The sequence below is a fragment of the Lysobacter sp. 1R34A genome (genome assembly GCF_051217035.1).
Lineage (GTDB): Bacteria > Pseudomonadota > Gammaproteobacteria > Xanthomonadales > Xanthomonadaceae > Lysobacter.
In genome coordinates this window covers 1-18,323 of record NZ_JBPKJP010000028.1, presented here as the reverse complement: position 1 = coordinate 18,323, position 18,323 = coordinate 1, and the positions used below count along the sequence as shown (strand labels likewise).

Annotated in this window: 17 protein-coding genes and 1 pseudogene; 9 read left to right on the top strand and 9 right to left on the bottom strand. The window is 70.1% G+C overall.

The annotated features are described in order from the left end of the window. Positions 1–4 precede the first annotated feature (4 nt). The 7 genes and pseudogenes from ACSAMQ_RS09180 to ACSAMQ_RS09150 all read right to left on the bottom strand — a co-directional run bounded on the left by ACSAMQ_RS09180 (position 5) and on the right by ACSAMQ_RS09150 (position 6,603). The gene (locus ACSAMQ_RS09180; protein WP_435395353.1) at positions 5–745 is read right to left on the bottom strand and encodes a glycosyltransferase family 2 protein; all 741 of its coding nucleotides are present in this window, start codon (positions 743–745) and stop codon (positions 5–7) included. 298 nt (positions 746–1,043) lie between these two features. Then, positions 1,044–2,009 carry an NAD-dependent epimerase/dehydratase family protein gene (locus ACSAMQ_RS09175; RefSeq protein WP_435395352.1) on the bottom strand — a complete coding sequence of 322 codons (966 nt, stop codon included), beginning with the start codon at positions 2,007–2,009 and terminating at the stop codon, positions 1,044–1,046. Between the two features lie 115 nt (positions 2,010–2,124). Further along, a complete protein-coding gene (locus tag ACSAMQ_RS09170) occupies positions 2,125–2,556 on the bottom strand; it encodes a hypothetical protein (protein ID WP_435395351.1) in 432 nt (143 codons plus the stop codon). 343 nt (positions 2,557–2,899) lie between these two features. Further along, a complete protein-coding gene (locus ACSAMQ_RS09165) occupies positions 2,900–3,817 on the bottom strand; it encodes a ParB/RepB/Spo0J family partition protein (RefSeq protein ID WP_435395350.1) in 918 nt (305 codons plus the stop codon). Continuing rightward, positions 3,814–4,632, bottom strand: a complete 819-nt coding sequence (locus ACSAMQ_RS09160; protein WP_435395349.1) for a ParA family protein — start codon at positions 4,630–4,632, stop codon at positions 3,814–3,816. Before ACSAMQ_RS09160 ends, ACSAMQ_RS09165 begins: the two co-directional genes overlap by 4 nt. 516 nt (positions 4,633–5,148) lie before the next feature. Then, a pseudogene (rsmG, locus tag ACSAMQ_RS09155) lies at positions 5,149–5,793 on the bottom strand (16S rRNA (guanine(527)-N(7))-methyltransferase RsmG); the annotation flags it as partial. Between the two features lie 198 nt (positions 5,794–5,991). Further along, complete coding sequence (locus ACSAMQ_RS09150; RefSeq protein ID WP_435395348.1) at positions 5,992–6,603, bottom strand: 4'-phosphopantetheinyl transferase family protein; 612 nt, start codon at positions 6,601–6,603, stop codon at positions 5,992–5,994. A gap of 203 nt (positions 6,604–6,806) precedes the next feature. Between ACSAMQ_RS09150 and ACSAMQ_RS09145 the strand changes: the two genes are divergently transcribed. Beyond that, positions 6,807–8,192, top strand: a complete 1,386-nt coding sequence (locus tag ACSAMQ_RS09145) for an AMP-binding protein (RefSeq protein ID WP_435395347.1) — start codon at positions 6,807–6,809, stop codon at positions 8,190–8,192. Between the two features lie 325 nt (positions 8,193–8,517). Beyond that, complete coding sequence (locus ACSAMQ_RS09140; protein WP_435395346.1) at positions 8,518–8,793, top strand: GlsB/YeaQ/YmgE family stress response membrane protein; 276 nt, start codon at positions 8,518–8,520, stop codon at positions 8,791–8,793. Positions 8,794–9,046: 253 nt separating this feature from the next. Here ACSAMQ_RS09140 and xth read toward each other — a convergent pair whose 3' ends face one another. Together xth and ACSAMQ_RS09130 are read right to left on the bottom strand one after the other, a co-directional pair. Then, complete coding sequence (gene xth / locus ACSAMQ_RS09135; protein WP_435395345.1) at positions 9,047–9,814, bottom strand: exodeoxyribonuclease III; 768 nt, start codon at positions 9,812–9,814, stop codon at positions 9,047–9,049. A 111-nt stretch (positions 9,815–9,925) separates the two neighbouring features. Next, entirely contained in the window at positions 9,926–11,353 is a 1,428-nt protein-coding gene (locus tag ACSAMQ_RS09130) for a coniferyl aldehyde dehydrogenase (RefSeq protein ID WP_435395344.1), read from the bottom strand. Positions 11,354–11,527: 174 nt separating this feature from the next. Here ACSAMQ_RS09130 and ACSAMQ_RS09125 point away from each other — a divergent pair, with 174 nt between their 5' ends. The 7 genes from ACSAMQ_RS09125 to ACSAMQ_RS09095 all read left to right on the top strand — a co-directional run bounded on the left by ACSAMQ_RS09125 (position 11,528) and on the right by ACSAMQ_RS09095 (position 18,236). Continuing rightward, on the top strand, positions 11,528–12,070 hold the full coding sequence (locus ACSAMQ_RS09125; protein WP_435395343.1) for a gamma carbonic anhydrase family protein: 543 nt from the start codon (positions 11,528–11,530) through the stop codon (positions 12,068–12,070). Positions 12,071–12,151: 81 nt separating this feature from the next. After that, complete coding sequence (locus ACSAMQ_RS09120; RefSeq protein WP_435395342.1) at positions 12,152–12,655, top strand: RDD family protein; 504 nt, start codon at positions 12,152–12,154, stop codon at positions 12,653–12,655. Beyond that, positions 12,655–13,338 (top strand): RDD family protein, encoded by a 684-nt coding sequence (locus ACSAMQ_RS09115; RefSeq protein WP_435395341.1) that lies wholly within the window; start codon positions 12,655–12,657, stop codon positions 13,336–13,338. Before ACSAMQ_RS09120 ends, ACSAMQ_RS09115 begins: the two co-directional genes overlap by 1 nt. Next, the gene (locus ACSAMQ_RS09110) at positions 13,335–14,351 is read left to right on the top strand and encodes a stage II sporulation protein M (protein ID WP_435395340.1); all 1,017 of its coding nucleotides are present in this window, start codon (positions 13,335–13,337) and stop codon (positions 14,349–14,351) included. Before ACSAMQ_RS09115 ends, ACSAMQ_RS09110 begins: the two co-directional genes overlap by 4 nt. Continuing rightward, positions 14,348–16,027: a DUF4129 domain-containing protein gene (locus ACSAMQ_RS09105; RefSeq protein ID WP_435395339.1), complete on the top strand. Its 1,680-nt coding sequence runs from the start codon at positions 14,348–14,350 to the stop codon at positions 16,025–16,027. The genes ACSAMQ_RS09110 and ACSAMQ_RS09105 overlap by 4 nt, the downstream gene beginning before the upstream one ends. Beyond that, the gene (locus ACSAMQ_RS09100) at positions 16,024–17,250 is read left to right on the top strand and encodes a DUF4350 domain-containing protein (RefSeq protein ID WP_435395338.1); all 1,227 of its coding nucleotides are present in this window, start codon (positions 16,024–16,026) and stop codon (positions 17,248–17,250) included. Before ACSAMQ_RS09105 ends, ACSAMQ_RS09100 begins: the two co-directional genes overlap by 4 nt. Continuing rightward, a complete protein-coding gene (locus tag ACSAMQ_RS09095; RefSeq protein ID WP_036147966.1) occupies positions 17,247–18,236 on the top strand; it encodes an AAA family ATPase in 990 nt (329 codons plus the stop codon). The genes ACSAMQ_RS09100 and ACSAMQ_RS09095 overlap by 4 nt, the downstream gene beginning before the upstream one ends. The last annotated feature ends 87 nt before the right edge of the window (positions 18,237–18,323 follow it).

Here is an 18,323-nt window from a genome sequence, read left to right as displayed (position 1 = left end):
CGCCTCAGCGTTCGACGATGGCGGTGACCTTGGCCCGGCGGATCAGCCAGGCGACGCCGCGCAAGTCGGCGATGCCGACCAGGGCGCGGTTGAGGTTGTTGTACTTGGATACGCCGGTGCTGCGGGCACGGTGGTTGACCGGCACGCTCACGGTCTTCCAGCCGGCGCGCTGGAACAGCGCCGGCAGGTAGCGGTGCATGTGGTTGAAGTACGGCAGTTCGAGGAAGGCGGCGCGCTCGAACAATTTGATCCCGCAGCCGGTGTCGGGGGTGTCGTCGCGCAGCATGCGGCTGCGGATCGCGTTGGCCCACTTGGAGGCCCAACGCTTGCTGCCGGAGTCCTGGCGGTTGACCCGCCAGCCGGCGAACAGCTTCACCTCGGGCGCCGATTCGGCGCGCTTGGCCAGCAGCTTGGGGATGTCGGCCGGGTCGTTCTGGCCGTCGCCGTCGAGGGTCGCGATCCAGGCGCCGCGCGCGGCCTTGACGCCGTTGCGCACCGCGGTGCTCTGCCCGCTCTGGGTGACGTGATGGAGCACGCGCAGCTCGGGCACGCCGGCCTTCAGTGCTTCCAGCGCGGCCAGGGTGCCGTCGCGCGAGTGATCGTCGACGTAGACGATCTCGAAATCGCCGCCGTCCGACGGTGCGCGGCCGCGCAGGGCGGTGGTGATTTCCTGGATCAGCGGGGCGACGTTGTCCTGTTCGTTGAACACCGGTACGACGACGGACAGTTGTGGGCTTTGCGTCATTGCTTGGAACTCGCGATGGATTCGATGCGATTGCGCCCTGGGGCTGGCAGGCCGGGGCGGACGCGCTGCGGGCGAGTGCAGGCGCGACCGCCGATACGCGACGGCGCCTCAGGCCGCCCTGCGCCGCCGGGCCGCCGGGCGCCCGGTGTTTCCGGGCCGACGCCCCGAGGGACAGGAACTGCAGGGCAGGTGGGGGTGGTCGGCTCCGGCCGCAAGCGCGAGGGAGCCAGGATAGTGTGTCATCGCCGCGGCGAAGCGGAGCTTCACATGGTCCGGCGCGGGCGCCGGTCCGGCAGGCTCAGGCCCGCTCGCCGAAGTAGCCGCGGCACCAGCCGACCACCCGCGGCAGGCCGAGCTCGATCGAGGTGCTCGGCTCGAAGCCGAACGCCGCATGGGCGCGGCGGGTATCGGCCATGGTTTCGACCATGTCGCCCGGCTGCATCGGCTTGTAGATCTTTTCGGCGCTGCGGCCGGCGGCCTGCTCGATCACCTCGATGAAGCGTTCGAGCTCGACCGGAGTGTGGTTGCCCAGGTTGAACACGCGGTGCGGCGGGTCCTGGTCGGATGGGTGGGCGAGCGCGCCGAGCACGCCGGCGACGATGTCGTCGATATAGGTGAAGTCGCGCCGCATCCTGCCGTGGTTGAACACCTCGATCGGGCGCCCGGCCAGGACTGCGCGCGAGAACAGCAACGGCGCCATGTCGGGCCGGCCCCAAGGGCCGTAGACGGTGAAGAAGCGCAGGCCGGTCGCGCGCAGGCCGTAGAGGTGGGCGTAGGTGTGCGCCATCAGCTCGTTGGCGGCCTTGGTCGCGGCGTACAGCGAGCGCGGCCGGTCGATGCGCTGGTCTTCCGAGAACGGCGGCGTGGCCGAATCGCCGTACACCGACGAGGAGCTGGCATAGACCAGGTGCTGCACCTCGCGGTGCCGGCACAGCTCGAGCAGGTTGACGAAGCCGGTCAGGTTGCTGTCGACGTAGGCGTGCGGATGGGTCAGCGAATAGCGCACGCCGGCCTGGGCGGCGAGGTGGATCACCCGCTCGGGCCGCACCTCGTCGAACAGCGCGGCCAAACCGTCGCGATCGCCGAGATCGAGGGCGCGGATGTCGACGTCCGGGCACAGCGCGGCGACGCGGTCGCGCTTGAGCCGGGGGTCGTAGTAGTCGTTGTAGTTGTCGAGGCCGACCACCGCCTGGCCTTGCGCGCGCAGGGCGCGGCAGACGTTGGCGCCGATGAAGCCGGCTACGCCGGTGACGAGGAGGGTCATGGGAACTGCAACGCGGTGGAGAAGGGGTAGCTTGCCGGACTATCGATGAACCGATGTCGGAGGAAGGTCGTAACGCCCGCGGCGGAGGACGCCGGGGGCGCTGCGACGGCGCCGCTTACTGGACCGCGACCTGGCGCGACAGGCCGAAGGCTTCGTCGAGCTGTTGCTGGCTGCTCGCGTCGATCCAGACATACACCTTGACCTTGCTCTTGGGCTTGGCGCCCGGCAGGTTGATCACGGTTTCGCGCGAATACGGGCGGGCGTTGTTGATCGTCGGCTTCTTGTACCAGGTGACCGCCTGGGTGCCGACCGTGCCCTTCTCGGCGCGCGCCTTCTTGTTCGGCTTGAAGCTGCGCTGGCCCAGGTACACGCCCAGGCCCGAGCCGGAGCCGAGGCTCGACGGCAGTTCGAGGTAGCAGATGGTGTAGTTGGCGCCTTGGCGTTCGCCCCATTTCAGGCTGGGGTCGCTGAGTTCGGGGCAGCTGCCCGACTGGGCGAAGGCCAGGGCCGGTGCCAGCAACAAGGTGGCGGCGGCAATCCATTTCATACGAATCTCCTTTCGGTGGTGTCGGATCGGTGGTCGGAGGCGGACGATCGAACCGCGGCGATGGGTCCGGCCAGGATGGACGGAGCATTTTAGTGGATCGATCCGGCCCTGCCGCCGTAAAGCGTCACAGGACGGCCCCGGTTCGCCCCCGCAGGCTATGCCGGACGAATCGAGCCCGTGCTCGACTCCCGTCCCGGCGGCCTCGGCGACGACCGGCGGGCCGGCGGGCCGGCGGTGAGCGTTCAAGGATAGGGGTGGCGGATGACCGCCGCGTGCCTGCCGCCGCCGCGAGGACGGGTCGCGGCGACCGCGATGCGCCTCTCGGCGCCCCGCTCGGCCGGCCTCAGGCCTCGACTTTGCCGCGCAGACGCTCCAGCACGCCCTCGAGCGAATCCAGGTCGGTGTAATGAATGACCAGGCGGCCCTTGCCGCCGCGGCCGTGCAGCACGTTGACCTTGGTGCTCAGCGATTCGGACAGTTCGCGTTCGAGGGTGACGATGTCGGCCTGCGGCTTGGCCTTGGCCGGCTTGGGCTTGCCCGACACCGGCACCTTGCCGGCGGCGAGCTGCTGCACCCGGTGTTCGACGTCGCGCACCGACCACTGGTTCTCGGCGGCCTGGCGGGCCAGCGCGATCGCCGCCTGCGGGGCCAGCGTGAGCAGGGCGCGCGCATGGCCCATCTCGAGGGCGCGGGTCTCGACCAGGATGCGGATCTCGCTCGGCAGTTCGAGCAGGCGCAGCAGGTTGGACACCGCCGCGCGCGAACGGCCGACCGCTTCGGCGGCCTGGGCGTGGGTGAGGTCGAATTCGTCGATCAGCCGTTGCAGCGCGGTGGCTTCTTCGAGCGGGTTGAGGTCTTCGCGCTGGATGTTCTCGATCAGCGCCATCGCGACCACGGTGCGGTCGTCGACTTCGCGGATCACCACCGGGATCACTTCGAGGCCGGCCAGGCGCGAGGCGCGCCAGCGGCGTTCGCCGGCGATGATCTCGTAGGTCTTGCCGCCCCTCTCGCCGATCTCGCGCACCACGATGGGCTGGATGACGCCCTGGGCCTTGATCGACTCGGCCAGCTCGGCGAGTTTGTCCTCGTCCCAGTGCTTGCGCGGCTGGTACTTGCCCGGGCTCAGCGAATCGACCGGCAGGTTGCGCAACAGGTCGCCGGGCTGGGCCTCGACCAGGGTCGGCGCTTCGGCGGCGGCCTTGGGGCCGAGCAAGGCTTCGAGGCCGCGGCCCAGGCCGCGCTTCTTGGCAGGGTGACTCATGCCGGGGTCTCCGCAGTGACGGCCTGCGCGGCGGCCTTGGCGGCCTGGTCGCGTTCGCGCTGGCGGCGCAGCACTTCGCCGGCCAGGCCCATGTAGGCGATGCCGCCGCGGCTGGCCTTGTCGTAGCCGACGATGCTCTGGCCGTGGCTCGGCGCCTCGGCCAGGCGCACGTTGCGCGGCACGATGGTCCGGAACACGCGATCGCCGAAGTGGTTGGTGAGTTCGGCCGAAACCGCGTTGGCCAGGTTGTTGCGCACGTCGAACATGGTGCGCAACACGCCTTCGATTTCGAGCGAGGGATTGAGGTTGGCCTTGAGCGCCTCGATCGTGTCGACCAGCGCGCTGAGGCCTTCGAGCGCGTAGTACTCGCACTGCATCGGCACGATGATCGAGTCGGCCGCGGTCAACGCGTTCAGGGTCAGCAAAGACAGCGCCGGCGGGCAGTCGATGATGATGAAATCGTAGCTGCCTCGCAGCGGCGCCAGCGCGCGCTTGAGCCTTTGCTCGCGCGCGTCCTCGTTCATCAGGCGGATTTCCGCCGCGGTCAGGTCGATGTTGCCGGGCAGCAGGTCGAAGTCTTCCGGCGTGCGCACGATGGTCGCGGCGGCGTCCGCCTCGCCGAGCAGGACCTCGCAGATCGAGTCCTCGAGCTGGCGCTTGTCGACGCCGCTGCCCATGGTCGCGTTGCCCTGGGGGTCCAGGTCGACGAGCAGGATGCGCTTGGGCGTGCGCGCGAGCGCGGCGGCCAGGTTGACCGCGGTGGTGGTCTTGCCGACCCCGCCTTTCTGGTTGGCGACGGCGATGATGCGGGCCATGCGGCTCGTCCCCTGCTGTAACGATGAGATGACATGAAGGAGGACGGCGCCTGGCGCCGGCCGGACTGGGGATTATGCCCCAGTCTTAAGCCGGGACTCGGGACTCGGGACTCGGGACTCGGGACTCGGGGTTCGGGGTCGGGGCTCGGGGGTCGGGACTCGCCGGTCGGGACGGGGGACTCGGGACGCGCGGATCGGGACTGGGACTTGCCGGCCCCTGCCGATCTCCCGCGGTTAAGCCGATCCGCCAGGTCGCGCTGCCTTTGCTTGAACCGGGTTCCGAGCCCCGAACCTTGGGCTGTCGACGGCGCTCTGCCGTTAAGGCGCCTTCGCCAGGTCGCACTCCCCCTGCTTCACCCGAATCCCCAGTCCCGAGTCCCGGCCGACGAACCTGGGGAGTGTGGGCGGCGCGCCCTGCGGTTAAGGCGACTCGCCAGGTCGCGCTGCCTTTGCTTGATCCGAGTCCCCAGTCCCGAGTCCCGAGTCCCGGCTGGCGAGTCCCGAGTCGCATCGACCGACCACCACCATATGCCGCTCGGCGGCCAGGCCCGGCACCCGCATCGGTTCGACCGAGCGCACGCTCCAGCCGGACGGCAGGGCGGCGATCTCCTCGTCCGGGCGCACGCCTTTCATCGCCAGCAGCACGCCGTCGGGCTTGAGCAGGTGGCCGCCGAGTTCGAGGATCAGCGGCAGGGTCGCCAGGGCGCGCGCGGTGATCGCGTCGTAGGCGCCGAGCTCGGCGAAGGCCTCGATCCGGGACTCGGCCACGCGCGCGTCCTTCAGGCCCAGCTGGCGCAAGGCCTCGCGCATGAAGCGGGCCTTCTTGCCGTTGCTCTCGACCAGGCTCACGCGCAGGCCCGGCTTGACGATGGCCAGCGGGATGCCGGGCAGGCCGGCGCCGGTGCCCAGGTCGGCCAGGGCGCCGCCGCGGTCGGCGAGCGCGTCGACGTAGGGGTGCATGGCCAGCGAATCGAGCAGGTGCTTGGCGACCATCTCGTGCGGGTCGCGCACCGCGGTCAGGTTGTAGGTGCGGTTCCAGCGCGCGAGCAGGGCCAGGTAGTCCAGCAGCGGCGCCGACAGGGCCGGATCGAGGGCGAGCGCCGACAGGCCGGCTTCGAGCTCGCTGCGCAGCCCGGGCGGTAAGGAGACGGGGGTATTCATCGGCGACAGTATCGCCGATGGGCCGAGCCGGGCGCAGCCAGGGGCGGCGGCGAAGCTCCCCGAAGCCACGCCTGCGACGGGCAGGCCTGCAAAGGGCAGGGCGGCGCAAGCCGCGACCGCGAAACCGCGGCGGCGGCGAAACCTCGAGGTCCGTATCCGTATCCGTCTCTGGGCGAGGCGCGCGAAAACCCGCGCCGCTTAGTCCGCCAGCGGGCGCCACGCCAGCGCGCCCAGGTACCCGGGGGCCGGCTCGATCTCGCGCAGGTGCCATTGCTCGGCCCGGCCCAGGGCCGGATCGCATTCGACCAATTGCAGCCGGTCGTCGCGTTCCTCGAAACGCAGCTTGTCCAGGCCGAACGACAGGCCGTGGCCGTGCGCCTTGAGCACCGCCTCCTTCGCGCACCACAGGCGCAGGAAGGCGCGGTCGCGGTCGGGATGCGCCCGCAGCCAGTCGGACTCGCGATCGGTGAAGAAGCGCGCCGACACCTCCAGCGCGCGCGGTCGCCGTTGCAGGCGCTCCAGGTCGACGCCGACCTGCGCCCGATGGGCCAGCGCGACCAACAGGCGCTCGCCGCTGTGGCTCCAATTGCAGTCGTAGCGCTGGTGCGGCGGGTCCAGGTGCGGGCGCTGACGGTCGTCGCGGGTCAGCGACAGCCGGGGGTCGCCGAGCTGCCTCGCCAACCATTCGCGCGCCTCCGGTTCGGCCGGTTGCCCGTGCCGGTGGGCCAGCCAGGTCCAGCGCAGCTCGTGGCCGTCGGAGCGCTCGGTATACGTATCGAGGGGCGAAGGCGAATGGCCGGACAGGGACATGAACAGATGGGCTTTGGCCTGCGGCAGGCCGGTCAGCGTAAGCTAAACCCTGGGGTACGGGTTCGTGGCGGCGGCACGGCGCGGGGGCGCGGTGCGGTCGCGCTGCCATGCGGCGAGGTCCGGACGGACCCTCAGCTGGCGATCAGGCGGGCCCGGGCAAGTTGCGCTATTGGAAACGGCCGTGCGGCCGCGGGAAATCATTGATGTCAGCGGTTATCGATCCGAGCCTCGTTCCGTTCAGCCAGGATCCTGCGTCGCCCGGCGGCGAGTCGTTCGCGCTCGTCGCGGGCGCGCCCGGGCGTGCCCTGGCCTTCGGTCCCGGCGGTGCGATCGACCGTGCCGGCTTCGAGGCCGAGGTGCGGGCGCTCGCCGCGACCCTGCCCGCGGCCCAGTACGCGGTCAACCTGTGCGAAAACCGCTACCGCTTCCTGGTCGCGCTGTGCGCGGTGGCCTTGCGCGGGCAAGCCAATCTGCTGCCGCCGTCGCGCGCGCCGGCGGTGGTCGACGACGTGCTCGCGCGTTACCCCGACAGCTACTGCATCGGCGATCTCGCCCTGGATCCGCTGCCGCCGCGTTATCTGCGCCTGCCGGCCGAACTGCCGCGCGAGGACGGCGACGCGCTGTCGGCGCGGGCCGCGGCCTTGCTCGCGATCGGCTTCACTTCCGGCAGCACCGGTCAGCCCAAGCCCAACGCCAAGACCTGGCAAGCCTTCCGCACCAGCACCGCGCAGAACCTGATAGCGCTCGGCGACCTGTTGCGCGCCGACGAGGTCACCTACCTGGTCGCGACGGTGCCGCCGCAGCACATGTACGGCATGGAGATGTCGGTGCTGCTGCCTTTGCTCGGCCCGATCGCGGTGCACGCCGATCGGCCGTTTTTCCCGGGCGATGTCGCGCGCGCGCTCGGCGACGCGCCGACTCCGCCGTTGCTGGTGACCACGCCGGTGCATCTGCGCGCGCTGGTCGAGTCCGGCGTCGAACTGCCGCCGCTGGCGGGCATCGTCTCGGCCACCGCGCCGCTGCCGGTCGAACTCGCGGTCGCGGCCGAAACCCGCTACGGCTGCGAAGTGCGCGAAGTGTTCGGCTCGACCGAGACCTGCGTATTCGCCCGCCGCCGCACCGCGCGCGAAGCGGCGTGGACGCCGCTGCCGGGCGTGCGCATATGCCCGCAACCCGACGGCACCGCGATCCATGCGCCGCACCTGCCCGAGCCGGTGGTGCTCGCCGATCTGATGGAAGTCGAAGCCGACGGGCGCTTCGTATTGCGCGGCCGCAGCGCCGACCTGCTGGAGATCGCCGGCAAGCGCGCCTCGCTCGGCGATCTCACCCGCAAGTTGCTCGCGGTCGAGGGCGTGGTCGACGGAGTGATGCTGCAACTCGAGACGGCCGACGCCTTCGGTGTGCGCCGCATCGCCGCGCTGGCGGTCGCGCCGACGCTCGACGAAGCCGCGATCCTGCAGGCGCTGCGGCAAAGCATCGATCCGGTGTTCCTGCCGCGTCCGCTGCGCCGCGTCGACGCCCTGCCGCGCAACGAAACCGGCAAACTGCCGCGCCACGCGGTCGAGGCGATGCTGCGCGAGAGCGAGTAAGCGCGGCGCAAGCCGCCACGGCACGAGTACGAAACCGGAGTCCTTCATGCCGGCTTCGCATCGATGACGCCGAACCGGCACCGGCCATCGGATCGCGACGCTCATCGGGAGAAACGAAACGCCGGCTCAACGTCCGCGTGAGTCCGAGCCAGGCGCAGTGTGCTTTATGCCTGCCAGTGCAGCATTTTCTTCACATTCCTAAGCGCGGTTTCTGACACGACCGTCACGTGGGCCGATTCATGCTTCCCCTGCCCCCGAACGAGGCACAGTGATCGCATCACGGTCATGTCGCCTTGGGCTCATCAGAATCGCTAGGAGAACGCACATGCTCGGTATCATCATTTGGCTGATTGTAGGCGGCGTCATCGGTTGGATCGCCAGCATGATCATGAGGACCGATGGTCAGCAGGGCATCTTCCTCAACATCATCGTCGGCATCGTCGGCGCGTTCCTCGGCGGTTGGCTGGGCGGCGTGCTCGGGATCGGCGGCGGCACCATCAACAGCGGCGCGTTCAGCCTGTCCGGATTGCTGCTGTCGCTGGTCGGTGCGATCGTCCTGCTCGCGATCGTCAACCTGTTCCGCCGCGGACGCGTGCGCTAAGCGCTGGCGTTTACCGCAACAGAAAAAGCCCGGCTTCGGCCGGGCTTTTTTTGTTTCGGGACTCGGGACTGGGGACTGGGGACTCGGTAACAGCGTTGAAGCGATGCTTGCATCAAGCCACAAGCTTTTTATGCTCTTTCCCGAGTCCCGAGTCCCGAGTCCCGAGTCCCGAGTCCCGAGTCCCGAGTCCCGAGTCCCGAGTCCCGAGTCCCGAGTCCCGAGTCCCGAGTCCCGAGTCCCGAGTCCCGAGTCCTCAAACCACTTCCACCCAGGCCGGGGCGTGATCGCTCGGGCGGTCCCAGGTGCGCGGTTCGCGGTCGATGCCGGCGGCGACGCAGCGGGCGCGCAGCGATTCGGAGACCAGGGTCAGGTCGATACGCAGGCCGAGGTTGCGGCGGAAACCGGCCTGGCGGTAATCCCACCACGAAAACTGGCCTTCTTCCTGGCTGTGCAGGCGATAGGCGTCGTGCAGGCCCAGCGCCTGCAGGCGCTGCAGGGCTTCGCGCTCGGCGGTCGAGGTCAGGATGTGGTGTTCGTTCCACACCGCCGGGTCGTGGGTGTCGCGCGCTTCCGGCGCGATGTTGAAATCGCCGAGCACGATCAGGTCGGGATAGCGGGCGAGTTCGCTCTGCACCCAGGCGTGCACGGCGTCGAGCCAGCGCAGCTTGTAGGCGTACTTGTCGGTGCCGACGTCCTGGCCGTTGACCACGTACAGATTGACGATGCGCAGCCCGCCGACGGTCGCGGCGATGACGCGCTTTTGCTCGTCGTCGAAACCGGGGATGCCGACTTGCACGTCGCTCGCGCTTTCGCGCGAGAGGATGGCGACGCCGTTGTAGGTCTTCTGCCCGGCGAACACGCTGCGGTAGCCGGCGCCGGCCAGTGCGGTGTCCGGGAAGCGCGCGTCCTCGAGCTTGGTTTCCTGCAGCGCGACGATGTCGGGAGCGAACGTACCGAGCCACTGTTCCAGATGCGGCAGGCGCACGTTGAGCGAGTTGACGTTCCAGCTGACGATTTTCATGGCGGCAAGTGTAGCCGCTCGGTGCCGGTCCGGGCGCTGCCGGCATCGCCGTTCCCGTCGCGGCGCGGTCGAGGCGGCCGCGGCGAGGGCCGCCGGAAACAGGCGCTGCGTTTACTTCGCCAGCCAGCGGATCATCGCATCGATCTTGCCGCGGTACGGCGGCTTGAGCAGGTCGCTCGCGGCGAGGCGGCGCTGGTGGAACACCGGCAGCAATTTGCTGAAGGTGTCGAAGCCGTTGCGGCCGTGGATCGCGCCGATGCCGCTCGGGCCGATGCCGCCGAACGGCAGGTCGTGCGCGCCGAAATGCAGCAGGGTGTCGTTGACGGTGACGCCGCCGGCCAGGGTCTGGGCGAGGATGCGCTCGATCTGGGCGCGGTCGTGGCCGAACGGGTACAGCGCCAGCGGCCGGTCGAGCGCGTTGATGCGGGCGATGGCCTCGTCGAGGCTGCGGTAGGACAGCACCGGCAGGATCGGCCCGAAGATCTCGTGCTGCATGACCTCGGCGTCGGCGCCGGGGTCGATCACCAGCGCCGGCGGGAAGATCCGCTCGGCCACGCGTTGCTCGCGCGGCACGCTGCCGGCGAAGGGTTCGACCACCTCCAGGCCGCGCGCGCGCGCGTCGTCGAGATAGCCCGACAAGCGCGCGTATTGGCTGGCGTTGATGATGCGGGTGTAGTCCTGCGGCGCGACCAGGTCGCCGTAGCGTTCCTTCAATTGCTTGAGCAGGGCGGCGACCAGTTCGTCGCGGCGCGCCGCGTCGACCAAGACGTAGTCGACGCCGATGCAGGTCTGGCCGGCGTTGAACCACTTGCCGCTGGCGATGCGCGCGGCGGCGCGCTCGATCGGGTAGTCGGCGCAGATCAACGCGGGCGCCTTGCCGCCGAGTTCCAGGGTCACCGGGGTCAGGTTAGGCGCGGCCGCGGCCATGACCTTGCGCCCGACCGCGGTCGAGCCGGTGAACAGCAAGTGGTCGAACGGCAGCGCCGAGAACGCCGCGCCGATCTCCGGGCCGCCGAGCGCGACCGCGACGCGGTCGTCGGGAAAGACCTCGGCCAGCAGCTCGCGCAGGAACTGGGCGGTGCGCGGGGTATGTTCGGAGGGTTTCAGATAGACGTGATTGCCGGCGGCGATCGCCGAGACCAGCGGCACCAGGGCCAGGTTCACCGGGTAGTTCCACGGCGAGAGGATGCCGACCACGCCGACCGGTTCGGGGCGGATCTCGGCGCGCGCCGGCCAGAAGCGCCAGCCGACCGCGGCCCGGCGCGGGCGCATCCAGCGGCGCAGGTGGCCCAGGGCGTGGTCGATCTCGGCCAGGGTGATCATCGCCTCCGAGAGCAGGTTCTCGTGGCTGGAGCGGTGGCCGAAATCGGCGCGGATCGCCGCATCCATCGCCGCGCCGCGGGCGCGGAAGGCGTCGCGCAAACGCAGCAGGTCGGCGCGGCGTTGCGCGTAGTCGGGCTTGCGCGCCTGCCAGGCGGCGCGCAGGCGTTCGCGGGTGGGGGCGAGTTCGGTCGGGGCGGTCGTGGCGATCGTATCCATACGCCGCAGTCTAGTCGGGTTCGGGCGCCCGGCGCGCGGGCGCCAGGGGACAACCGAGGGGGGCGGATCGGCCGTTGCGTTCAAGACAGCGCCTCGCTCGCCGTCACCGTACCGTCCGTGGCGGTTGCGCGCCCGCGGCGTCTTGCGCCGACCGCGAGCGCCTACAATGCACGCATGAGCCTACGTCCCTATCTCGACAAGTTTCCCACTCTCGGCGCGCGCGTCTACGTCGACCCGGCCGCGACCGTGATCGGCGAGGTCGAGCTCGGCGACGACGTCTCGATCTGGCCCAACTGCGTGGTCCGCGGCGACGTCAATTCGATCTCGATCGGCGCGCGCACCAACGTCCAGGACGGCACCATCGTCCACGTCACCCATGAGGGACCGTTCACCCGGCCCGGCGGCCTGCCGACGGTCATCGCCAACGACGTCACCATCGGCCACGGCGCCATCGTCCACGCCTGCACGGTCGACGAGTTCGCCCTGATCGGCATGGGCGCCAAGCTGCTCGACGGCGCGCGCGTGTCGCGCTACGGCTTCGTCGCCGCCGGCGCGGTGCTGTCGCCGGGCAAGATCGTCGGCGAGGGCGAGCTGTGGGTCGGCAACCCGGCCCGGCTCGCGCGCCGCCTCAGCGACCGCGAGATCGAACAGCTGCAATACAGCGCACAGCATTATGTGCGGCTCAAGGATCGCTACCTGGGCATGCTGCCTGGCTAGTCCCGGCCGGGCTAGTCAGGGCCGATGGCCGCGTTTACAGTCGCGGCAGGGGAAAGCAGGACTCAGGGAGTCAGGGGTTACATGGAAGAAACGCAGAATCCGTACGCTGCGCCGAACATGCCGGCGCTGCCGAATGCCGAATGGCAACAAACCGTCCGCGCCGACCGCGGCATGCGCCTGGTCGCCCGCCTGATCGACGGCGGGCTGTCCCTGATGTGTTTCCTGCCGATGTTCGTCGCCGTCGCGATCGATCCGGAAAGCAAGGAACCCTCGGCGATCCAGATGGCCATGATGGGCCTGAGCGTCCTGCTCCTGCTCGGCCTGTTCGTCTACAACCTCGTCCTGCTCAACCAGAGCGGCCAGACTCTCGGCAAGCGCTGGATCGGCATCAAGATCGTGCGCACCGACGGCACCCCGGCCTCGCTCGGCCGGATCCTCGGCCTGCGCATGTTCCTGATCGCCCTGATCGAGGCGATTCCCTGCCTCGGCGGCGTGTTCGCGCTGGTCAACGTGCTGTGGATCTTCGGCGAGGACAGCCTGTGCCTGCATGACCTGATGGCGGATACGAAGGTCGTCAACGCCTGATGCTCGACACCTACCGCCAGGTGGTGACGCCGGAGGGCGTGGCCCTGCACCTGCGCGCGGCCGGCCCGGTACCGCGGGCGCTGGCCTGGATCATCGATCTGGCTTTGCGCGCGGTCATCTACGTGGCGCTGTTCCGCGCTCTGGTCGGCCTGTTCGGCGAGGCCGGCAACGCCATCCTGGGCCTGGCGGTGTTCGTGATGACCTGGTTCTACCAGGTGCTGTTCGAGGTGCTCATGCAGGGCCGCACGCCCGGCAAGTGGGCGCTGGGCCTGCGCGTGGTCGCCGCCGACGGCGCCCCGGTCGGCTGGATGGCTTCGTTCACCCGCAACCTGCTGCGCGTCGTCGACGCGCTGCCGGTCTGCTACGCGGTCGGTCTGGTCACCAGCCTGATCGATCCTTGGGGCCGCCGCCTCGGCGACATGGTCGCCGGCACTCTGGTCGTGCACGCCGCGCGCCAGACCGATATCCGCGCGGCCGCGGTCAGCCCGCCGCTGGCGCCGTCGATGGTGCTGCTGCCGCACGAACAGGCGGCGGTGGTCGCGTTCGCCGAGCGCGGCCCGGGCCTGACCGCGGCGCGCCAGGCCGAACTGGCCGACCTCACCGAAACCCTGACCCAGGCCCGCGGCGAAACTGCGGTGACACGGCTGTACGGCATCGCCAACTGGCTGCTGGGGCGGCGATGAGGCAGGAGCATTTCGTCGCCCGCCACGAGGCCGAGTGGCGCGAGCTCGAGCGTTGGCTGGAGATGCGCGCTGCGAGCGCGCGCAACGCGCGCAGCCACCGCCGCGACTGGACCGGCCTGCGCGACGACAAGATTCCCGAGCGCCACCGCCGCCTGTGCCAGCAACTGGCGCTCGCGCGCCGGCGCGGCTACAGCGCGGTCGTCACCGACCGCCTGCAGCAGCTGATGCAGCGCGGCCACAGCGTGCTGTACCGGACCAAGCCGGTGCACTGGCGGCGTGCGGCCGAGTACTTGCTGGCCGGTTTCCCGCGCCTGGTCCGCGCCGAGTGGCGCTGCATGCTGGCCGCGGCGCTGTTGTTCTGGCTGCCGTTGATCAGCATCTTCGTCGCCATCCAGATGCGCCCGGAACTCGCCGCGGGCCTGTTCGACGCGCAGTCGCTGGTCCGCTTCGAGCAGATGTACGACCCGGCCAAGCCCGACAGCGCGCTGGGCCGCACCAGCGAAGACGACCTGCAGATGTTCGCCCACTACATCGGCAACAACGTCGGCATCGGTTTCCAGACTTTCGCCAGCGGCCTGGTCGCCGGGCTCGGCACGGTGTTCGTGCTGATCTTCAACGGCGTGATGATCGGCGGCGTCGCCGGGCATCTGCAGGCGGTCGGCCACGGCGAGCCGTTCTGGCGTTTCGTCGCCGGCCACTCCGCGCCCGAGCTCACCGCCATCGTCATCTCCGGCGGCGCCGGCCTGCGCCTGGGCCTGAGCCTGATCGCGCCCGGACAGCGCCGGCGCATCGATTCGCTGATCCACGGCGGCCGCCGCGGCGCGCTGATCTGCATCGGCGTGTTCGCGATGCTGGTGTTCGCCGCCTTCGTCGAAGCGTTCTGGTCGTCGATCGGCAGCGTGCCGGCGGGGATCAAGTACGCCGTCGGCCTGGTGCTGTGGGTGCTGGTCGGCCTGTGGCTGCTGCGCGGCGGCCGCAACGCCGTGCACCGCGACGACGAAGACGTGGCATGAAGCTCGAAGCCCTGACCGTCTCGCTGCGTCCGCGCACCGCCTGGGAAGCCTGCGAGCTCGGCATGGCCCTGGTGCGCAGCCACGCCGGCGCGATCTGGAAGCCCTGGCTGCTGGTGACCCTGCCGATCCTGCTGCTGCTCAATGTCGCCGGCTGGGCGCTGGATCTGCTTTGGCTGTCGGGCCTGCTGATGTGGTGGCTCAAGCCCTGGTTCGACCGCATCCCGCTGTTCGTGATCTCGCGCGCGGTGTTCGGCGAGACCCCGGGTACCCGCCAGACCGTGCGCGCGCAGCTGCGCTGGGGTGCGCGCTGGTGGCTGCCCTATCTGACCTGGCGCCGGCTCAGCCCGGCGCGGTCGTTGTACCTGCCGGTGGACCTGCTCGAAGGCGGCGACGGCGGCGAAGCGCGGCAGCGCCGTTCCGCGCTCGGCGCGCCGGTGTACGGCGTGTGCGCTTTGCTGACCCTGGTGTGCGTGAACTTCGAAATGGCACTGGTCATCGGCAGCGTGCTCGGCGGGTTGATGTTCGTGCCCTTCGATTACCTGCCCGACACCTTCAAGTCGTTGATCGAAGCGATCGGCGTGGAGCCGCAGTGGCTCAGCGCCTTGTTCAACCTGCTGGCCTGGGGCGCGGTCAGCGTGATCGAACCGTTTTACGTCGGCGCCGGCTTCGGCCTGTACCTCAACCGGCGTACCCAGATCGAGGGCTGGGACATCGAGATCGTGTTCCGCCGCCTGCGCGCGCGCCTCGCCGCCGCGGCCGCGCCGATGCTGCTGGTGTTGTGCGCGATGATCGGTTTCTCGCCCGACACGGCCGCGCAGACGCCGCCTGCGGTCGAGACCGGCGCCGCCGTGGACATCGACGCGGGCACCGACGCGAGCGGGCAGGCCGCTGCCGACGATCGCGACGGCGATGCCGAGGAAGCCGTAGAGGAAGCGGCGAGCGAAGCGCCGATCCGCGAATACGACGACGACGCGAAGAAGACGCGCCGGTTGCCGTCGACGCTCGGCGAGGTCTTTCGCGACGGCCGCAGCGACGATCGCGGCCTGCGCGATGCGGTCGCCCGGGCGATGAAGGACCCGACCGTCGACCCCAAGCGCAAGCAGAGCGTCTGGAAAGCCAAGTCCGAGAGCAAGGACAAGACCAAGGACGAACGCGAGGACGCGATCAACCAGGGTCTGTTCAAGGGGCTCAGCAGCGGCGTGGCGGGCTTTCTGCAGGTCGCGATGTGGGGCGTGGTGGCCCTGATCGTCGTCGCCCTGCTGCTGACCGCTTCGCGTTGGATCGGCTGGTTCCGCGACGGCGGCGTCGACGAGGACGAGACGCCCGGCGACGTGCGCAACGCGCCGCTGCCCGAACACGCACCGCTGCCCGACGATATCCCGACCGCGATCCGCCGCCTGTGGCAGGCCGGCCACCGGCGGGATGCGCTGGCCCTGATGTACCGCGCCGCGGTCGAATCGATGGCGCAACGCGCCGACATCGTGCTGGTGCCGGGCGCGACCGAAGCCCAGTGCCTGCGCGCCTCGCGCAAGCTGGCCTCGGCCGAAGACCGCGAGGCGTTCGCGCGCGCGGTGCGTACCTGGCAATACGCGGCGTACGCCGAAACCCTGCCGAGCGGCGACGACTTCGACGATCTGGTGGGTCAGCTGAGCCGGCGCTTCGGGTGGGCGGCATGAACCGCACCGGCCTGATCCTCGCCGGTGTCGGCGCGGCCGCGCTGTTCGTGGTGGCGCTGACCGTCGGCGCGCTGTGGCGCCGCGACTACCACAAGGTGGAGGAAACCGTCGCCGCCGCGCGCAGCGGCGAGGCCGCGAGCAATCCGCTGTACGTGCTCAAGCTCGCCCTGCAACGCGACCGGGTCAAAGTCGAGGCGCGCCAGCGCCTGCAACTGGCGACCCACCCGCTGCAGACGCGCGACACGGTGCTGATCTATCGCGACCCGCGCACCCTGGCCGGCAGCGAAGCCGAGGCCTTGCTGGGTTGGGTCGAGCGCGGCGGTCACCTGATCGTGCGCACGCCGCCGCTCGAAGACCAGGTCGGCGACTCGCCGGTGCCGGTGCTCGATGCGCTCGGCATCACCCTGCTCGATGCCACCGACGCCGCCGACCCGGAATACCTGCGCAACGAATGCGTCGGCCTGTACGAGCGCGGCCTGGAGCCGAAACCCCTGTTCTGCTCGGCGCGCCGCTTCTATTTCTACAACAGCGACGCCGACCCGGTTTACGCCTGGGGCGACGAGGACAGTGCCTACGTGTATGCGCGCTTCCCGCGCGGCCAGGGCCATGTCGACGTGCTCGCCGACCTCGACTTCCTGTCCAACCGCACCGGCAGCGGCAACCCCTTGCTCGACCGCATCGCCCTGGGCGACGACGAGATCGCCGCGCCGGCGAATGCCGCGTTCGCGCGCCAGGTGCTGGCGCCGAACTACCGCGCCGGCACCGTGCACCTGATCTACGCCGCCGAAGTGCCCAGGCTGTGGAAGACCCTGCTGCGCGAGAGCTGGATGGCCTGGCTGCCGATGCTGCTGTGCCTGCTCGGCTGGCTGTGGCAGCGCACCCAGCGCTTCGGCCCGCTGCGACCGGCGCCGGCGCTGGAGCGGCGCTCGCTGCTCGAACACATCGTCGCCAGCGGCGAACACGTATATCGCTACGGTTACGGCCCGCGCCTGTACGAGTCGGCGCGGCGCGCCTTCATCGCCCGCCTGCGCCGCCGCGACCCCTATGCCGCCGCGCTCGACGGCGAGCCGCAGATCGCGCTGTTGATCGAGCGCTTCAAGGCCGATCCGGCGCCGATCGCCGCCAACGACATCCGCGACGCCCTCACTCCGCCGCCGGTACGCGACCACGCCGCGTTCCGCGCCCGCATCGCCACTTTGATCCGCATGAGAAACCGCTTATGAGCCTCGACGCCGCTCCGCTCGTCCCGATCACCGGCACCGCGCTAGCCGAACGCGCCGCCGCCGTGCGCGACGAAGTCGGCAAGGCCTTCATCGGCCAGGCCGACGTACTCGACCAGATCCTGATCGCCCTGCTCGCCGGCGGCCATGCGTTGCTCGAAGGCGTGCCCGGGCTCGGCAAGACCTTGGTCGTGCGCGCGCTGTCCAAGGCCCTGGACTGCGGCTACGCCCGCGTCCAGTTCACCCCCGACCTGATGCCCAGCGACATCAGCGGCCATGCGGTCTACGACCCCAAGACCGAGAGCTTCAACATCCGTCGCGGCCCGGTCTTCACCAACCTGCTGCTCGCCGACGAAATCAACCGCGCTCCGGCCAAGACCCAGTCGGCGCTGCTGGAGGCGATGCAGGAGCTGCAGGTGACCATCGAAGGCCACAGCTTCGAACTGCCGCCGCCGTTCCTGACCCTGGCCACTCAGAACCCGGTCGAGCAGGAAGGCACCTATCCGTTGCCGGAGGCGCAGCTCGATCGTTTCCTGCTGAAGATCCTGATCGGTTACCCGACCCGCGCCGACGAGAAGCGCATGGTGACCGCGGTCAGCCTGGGCCGCAGCGCGTCGGACTTCGACCTGTCGCAGGTGCGGCGCGTGCTCGGCCCGGAAGAGATCGTGGCGATGCAGCAGGGCACCGCGCTGGTCCGGGTCGACGAGACGGTGATCGACTACGTCGTGCGCATCGTCGGCACGACCCGCGACTGGGCCGGCATCGCGCTGGGCGCCGGTCCGCGCGGCAGCCTCGCCCTGGTCCGCGCGGCGCGCGCGCAGGCGGTGCTGTCGGGACGCGACTTCGTCACGCCCGACGACGTGCGCGAAATCGCCAAGCCGGCTTTGCGCCATCGCATCGCGCTCGCGCCCGAGCTGCAGATCGAAGGCCAGTCGCCCGACGACGTGCTGCAGGCGCTGTTGGCCAAGGTCGAAGCGCCCCGGCAATGAGCCGTGCCGCGCCACCGCCGTTGCCCACCGGCGTCGCCAGCGCCGGCCTGAGCGTGCCGCGCGACCGGGCCCTGCCGCGTCGCGGCT

Coding starts and splice junctions, on each gene's coding strand:
- ACSAMQ_RS09175 (WP_435395352.1), bottom strand. CDS start 2,009: ATGACCCTCCTCGTCACCGGCGTAGCCGGCTTCATCGGCGCCAACGTC.
- ACSAMQ_RS09115 (WP_435395341.1), top strand. CDS start 12,655: ATGCTCGACACCTACCGCCAGGTGGTGACGCCGGAGGGCGTGGCCCTG.
- ACSAMQ_RS09110 (WP_435395340.1), top strand. CDS start 13,335: ATGAGGCAGGAGCATTTCGTCGCCCGCCACGAGGCCGAGTGGCGCGAG.
- ACSAMQ_RS09130 (WP_435395344.1), bottom strand. CDS start 11,353: ATGGATACGATCGCCACGACCGCCCCGACCGAACTCGCCCCCACCCGC.
- ACSAMQ_RS09095 (WP_036147966.1), top strand. CDS start 17,247: ATGAGCCTCGACGCCGCTCCGCTCGTCCCGATCACCGGCACCGCGCTA.
- xth (WP_435395345.1), bottom strand. CDS start 9,814: ATGAAAATCGTCAGCTGGAACGTCAACTCGCTCAACGTGCGCCTGCCG.
- ACSAMQ_RS09170 (WP_435395351.1), bottom strand. CDS start 2,556: ATGAAATGGATTGCCGCCGCCACCTTGTTGCTGGCACCGGCCCTGGCC.
- ACSAMQ_RS09140 (WP_435395346.1), top strand. CDS start 8,518: ATGCTCGGTATCATCATTTGGCTGATTGTAGGCGGCGTCATCGGTTGG.
- ACSAMQ_RS09125 (WP_435395343.1), top strand. CDS start 11,528: ATGAGCCTACGTCCCTATCTCGACAAGTTTCCCACTCTCGGCGCGCGC.
- ACSAMQ_RS09100 (WP_435395338.1), top strand. CDS start 16,024: ATGAACCGCACCGGCCTGATCCTCGCCGGTGTCGGCGCGGCCGCGCTG.
- ACSAMQ_RS09160 (WP_435395349.1), bottom strand. CDS start 4,632: ATGGCCCGCATCATCGCCGTCGCCAACCAGAAAGGCGGGGTCGGCAAG.
- ACSAMQ_RS09120 (WP_435395342.1), top strand. CDS start 12,152: ATGGAAGAAACGCAGAATCCGTACGCTGCGCCGAACATGCCGGCGCTG.
- ACSAMQ_RS09105 (WP_435395339.1), top strand. CDS start 14,348: ATGAAGCTCGAAGCCCTGACCGTCTCGCTGCGTCCGCGCACCGCCTGG.
- ACSAMQ_RS09150 (WP_435395348.1), bottom strand. CDS start 6,603: ATGTCCCTGTCCGGCCATTCGCCTTCGCCCCTCGATACGTATACCGAG.
- ACSAMQ_RS09180 (WP_435395353.1), bottom strand. CDS start 745: ATGACGCAAAGCCCACAACTGTCCGTCGTCGTACCGGTGTTCAACGAA.
- ACSAMQ_RS09145 (WP_435395347.1), top strand. CDS start 6,807: ATGTCAGCGGTTATCGATCCGAGCCTCGTTCCGTTCAGCCAGGATCCT.
- ACSAMQ_RS09165 (WP_435395350.1), bottom strand. CDS start 3,817: ATGAGTCACCCTGCCAAGAAGCGCGGCCTGGGCCGCGGCCTCGAAGCC.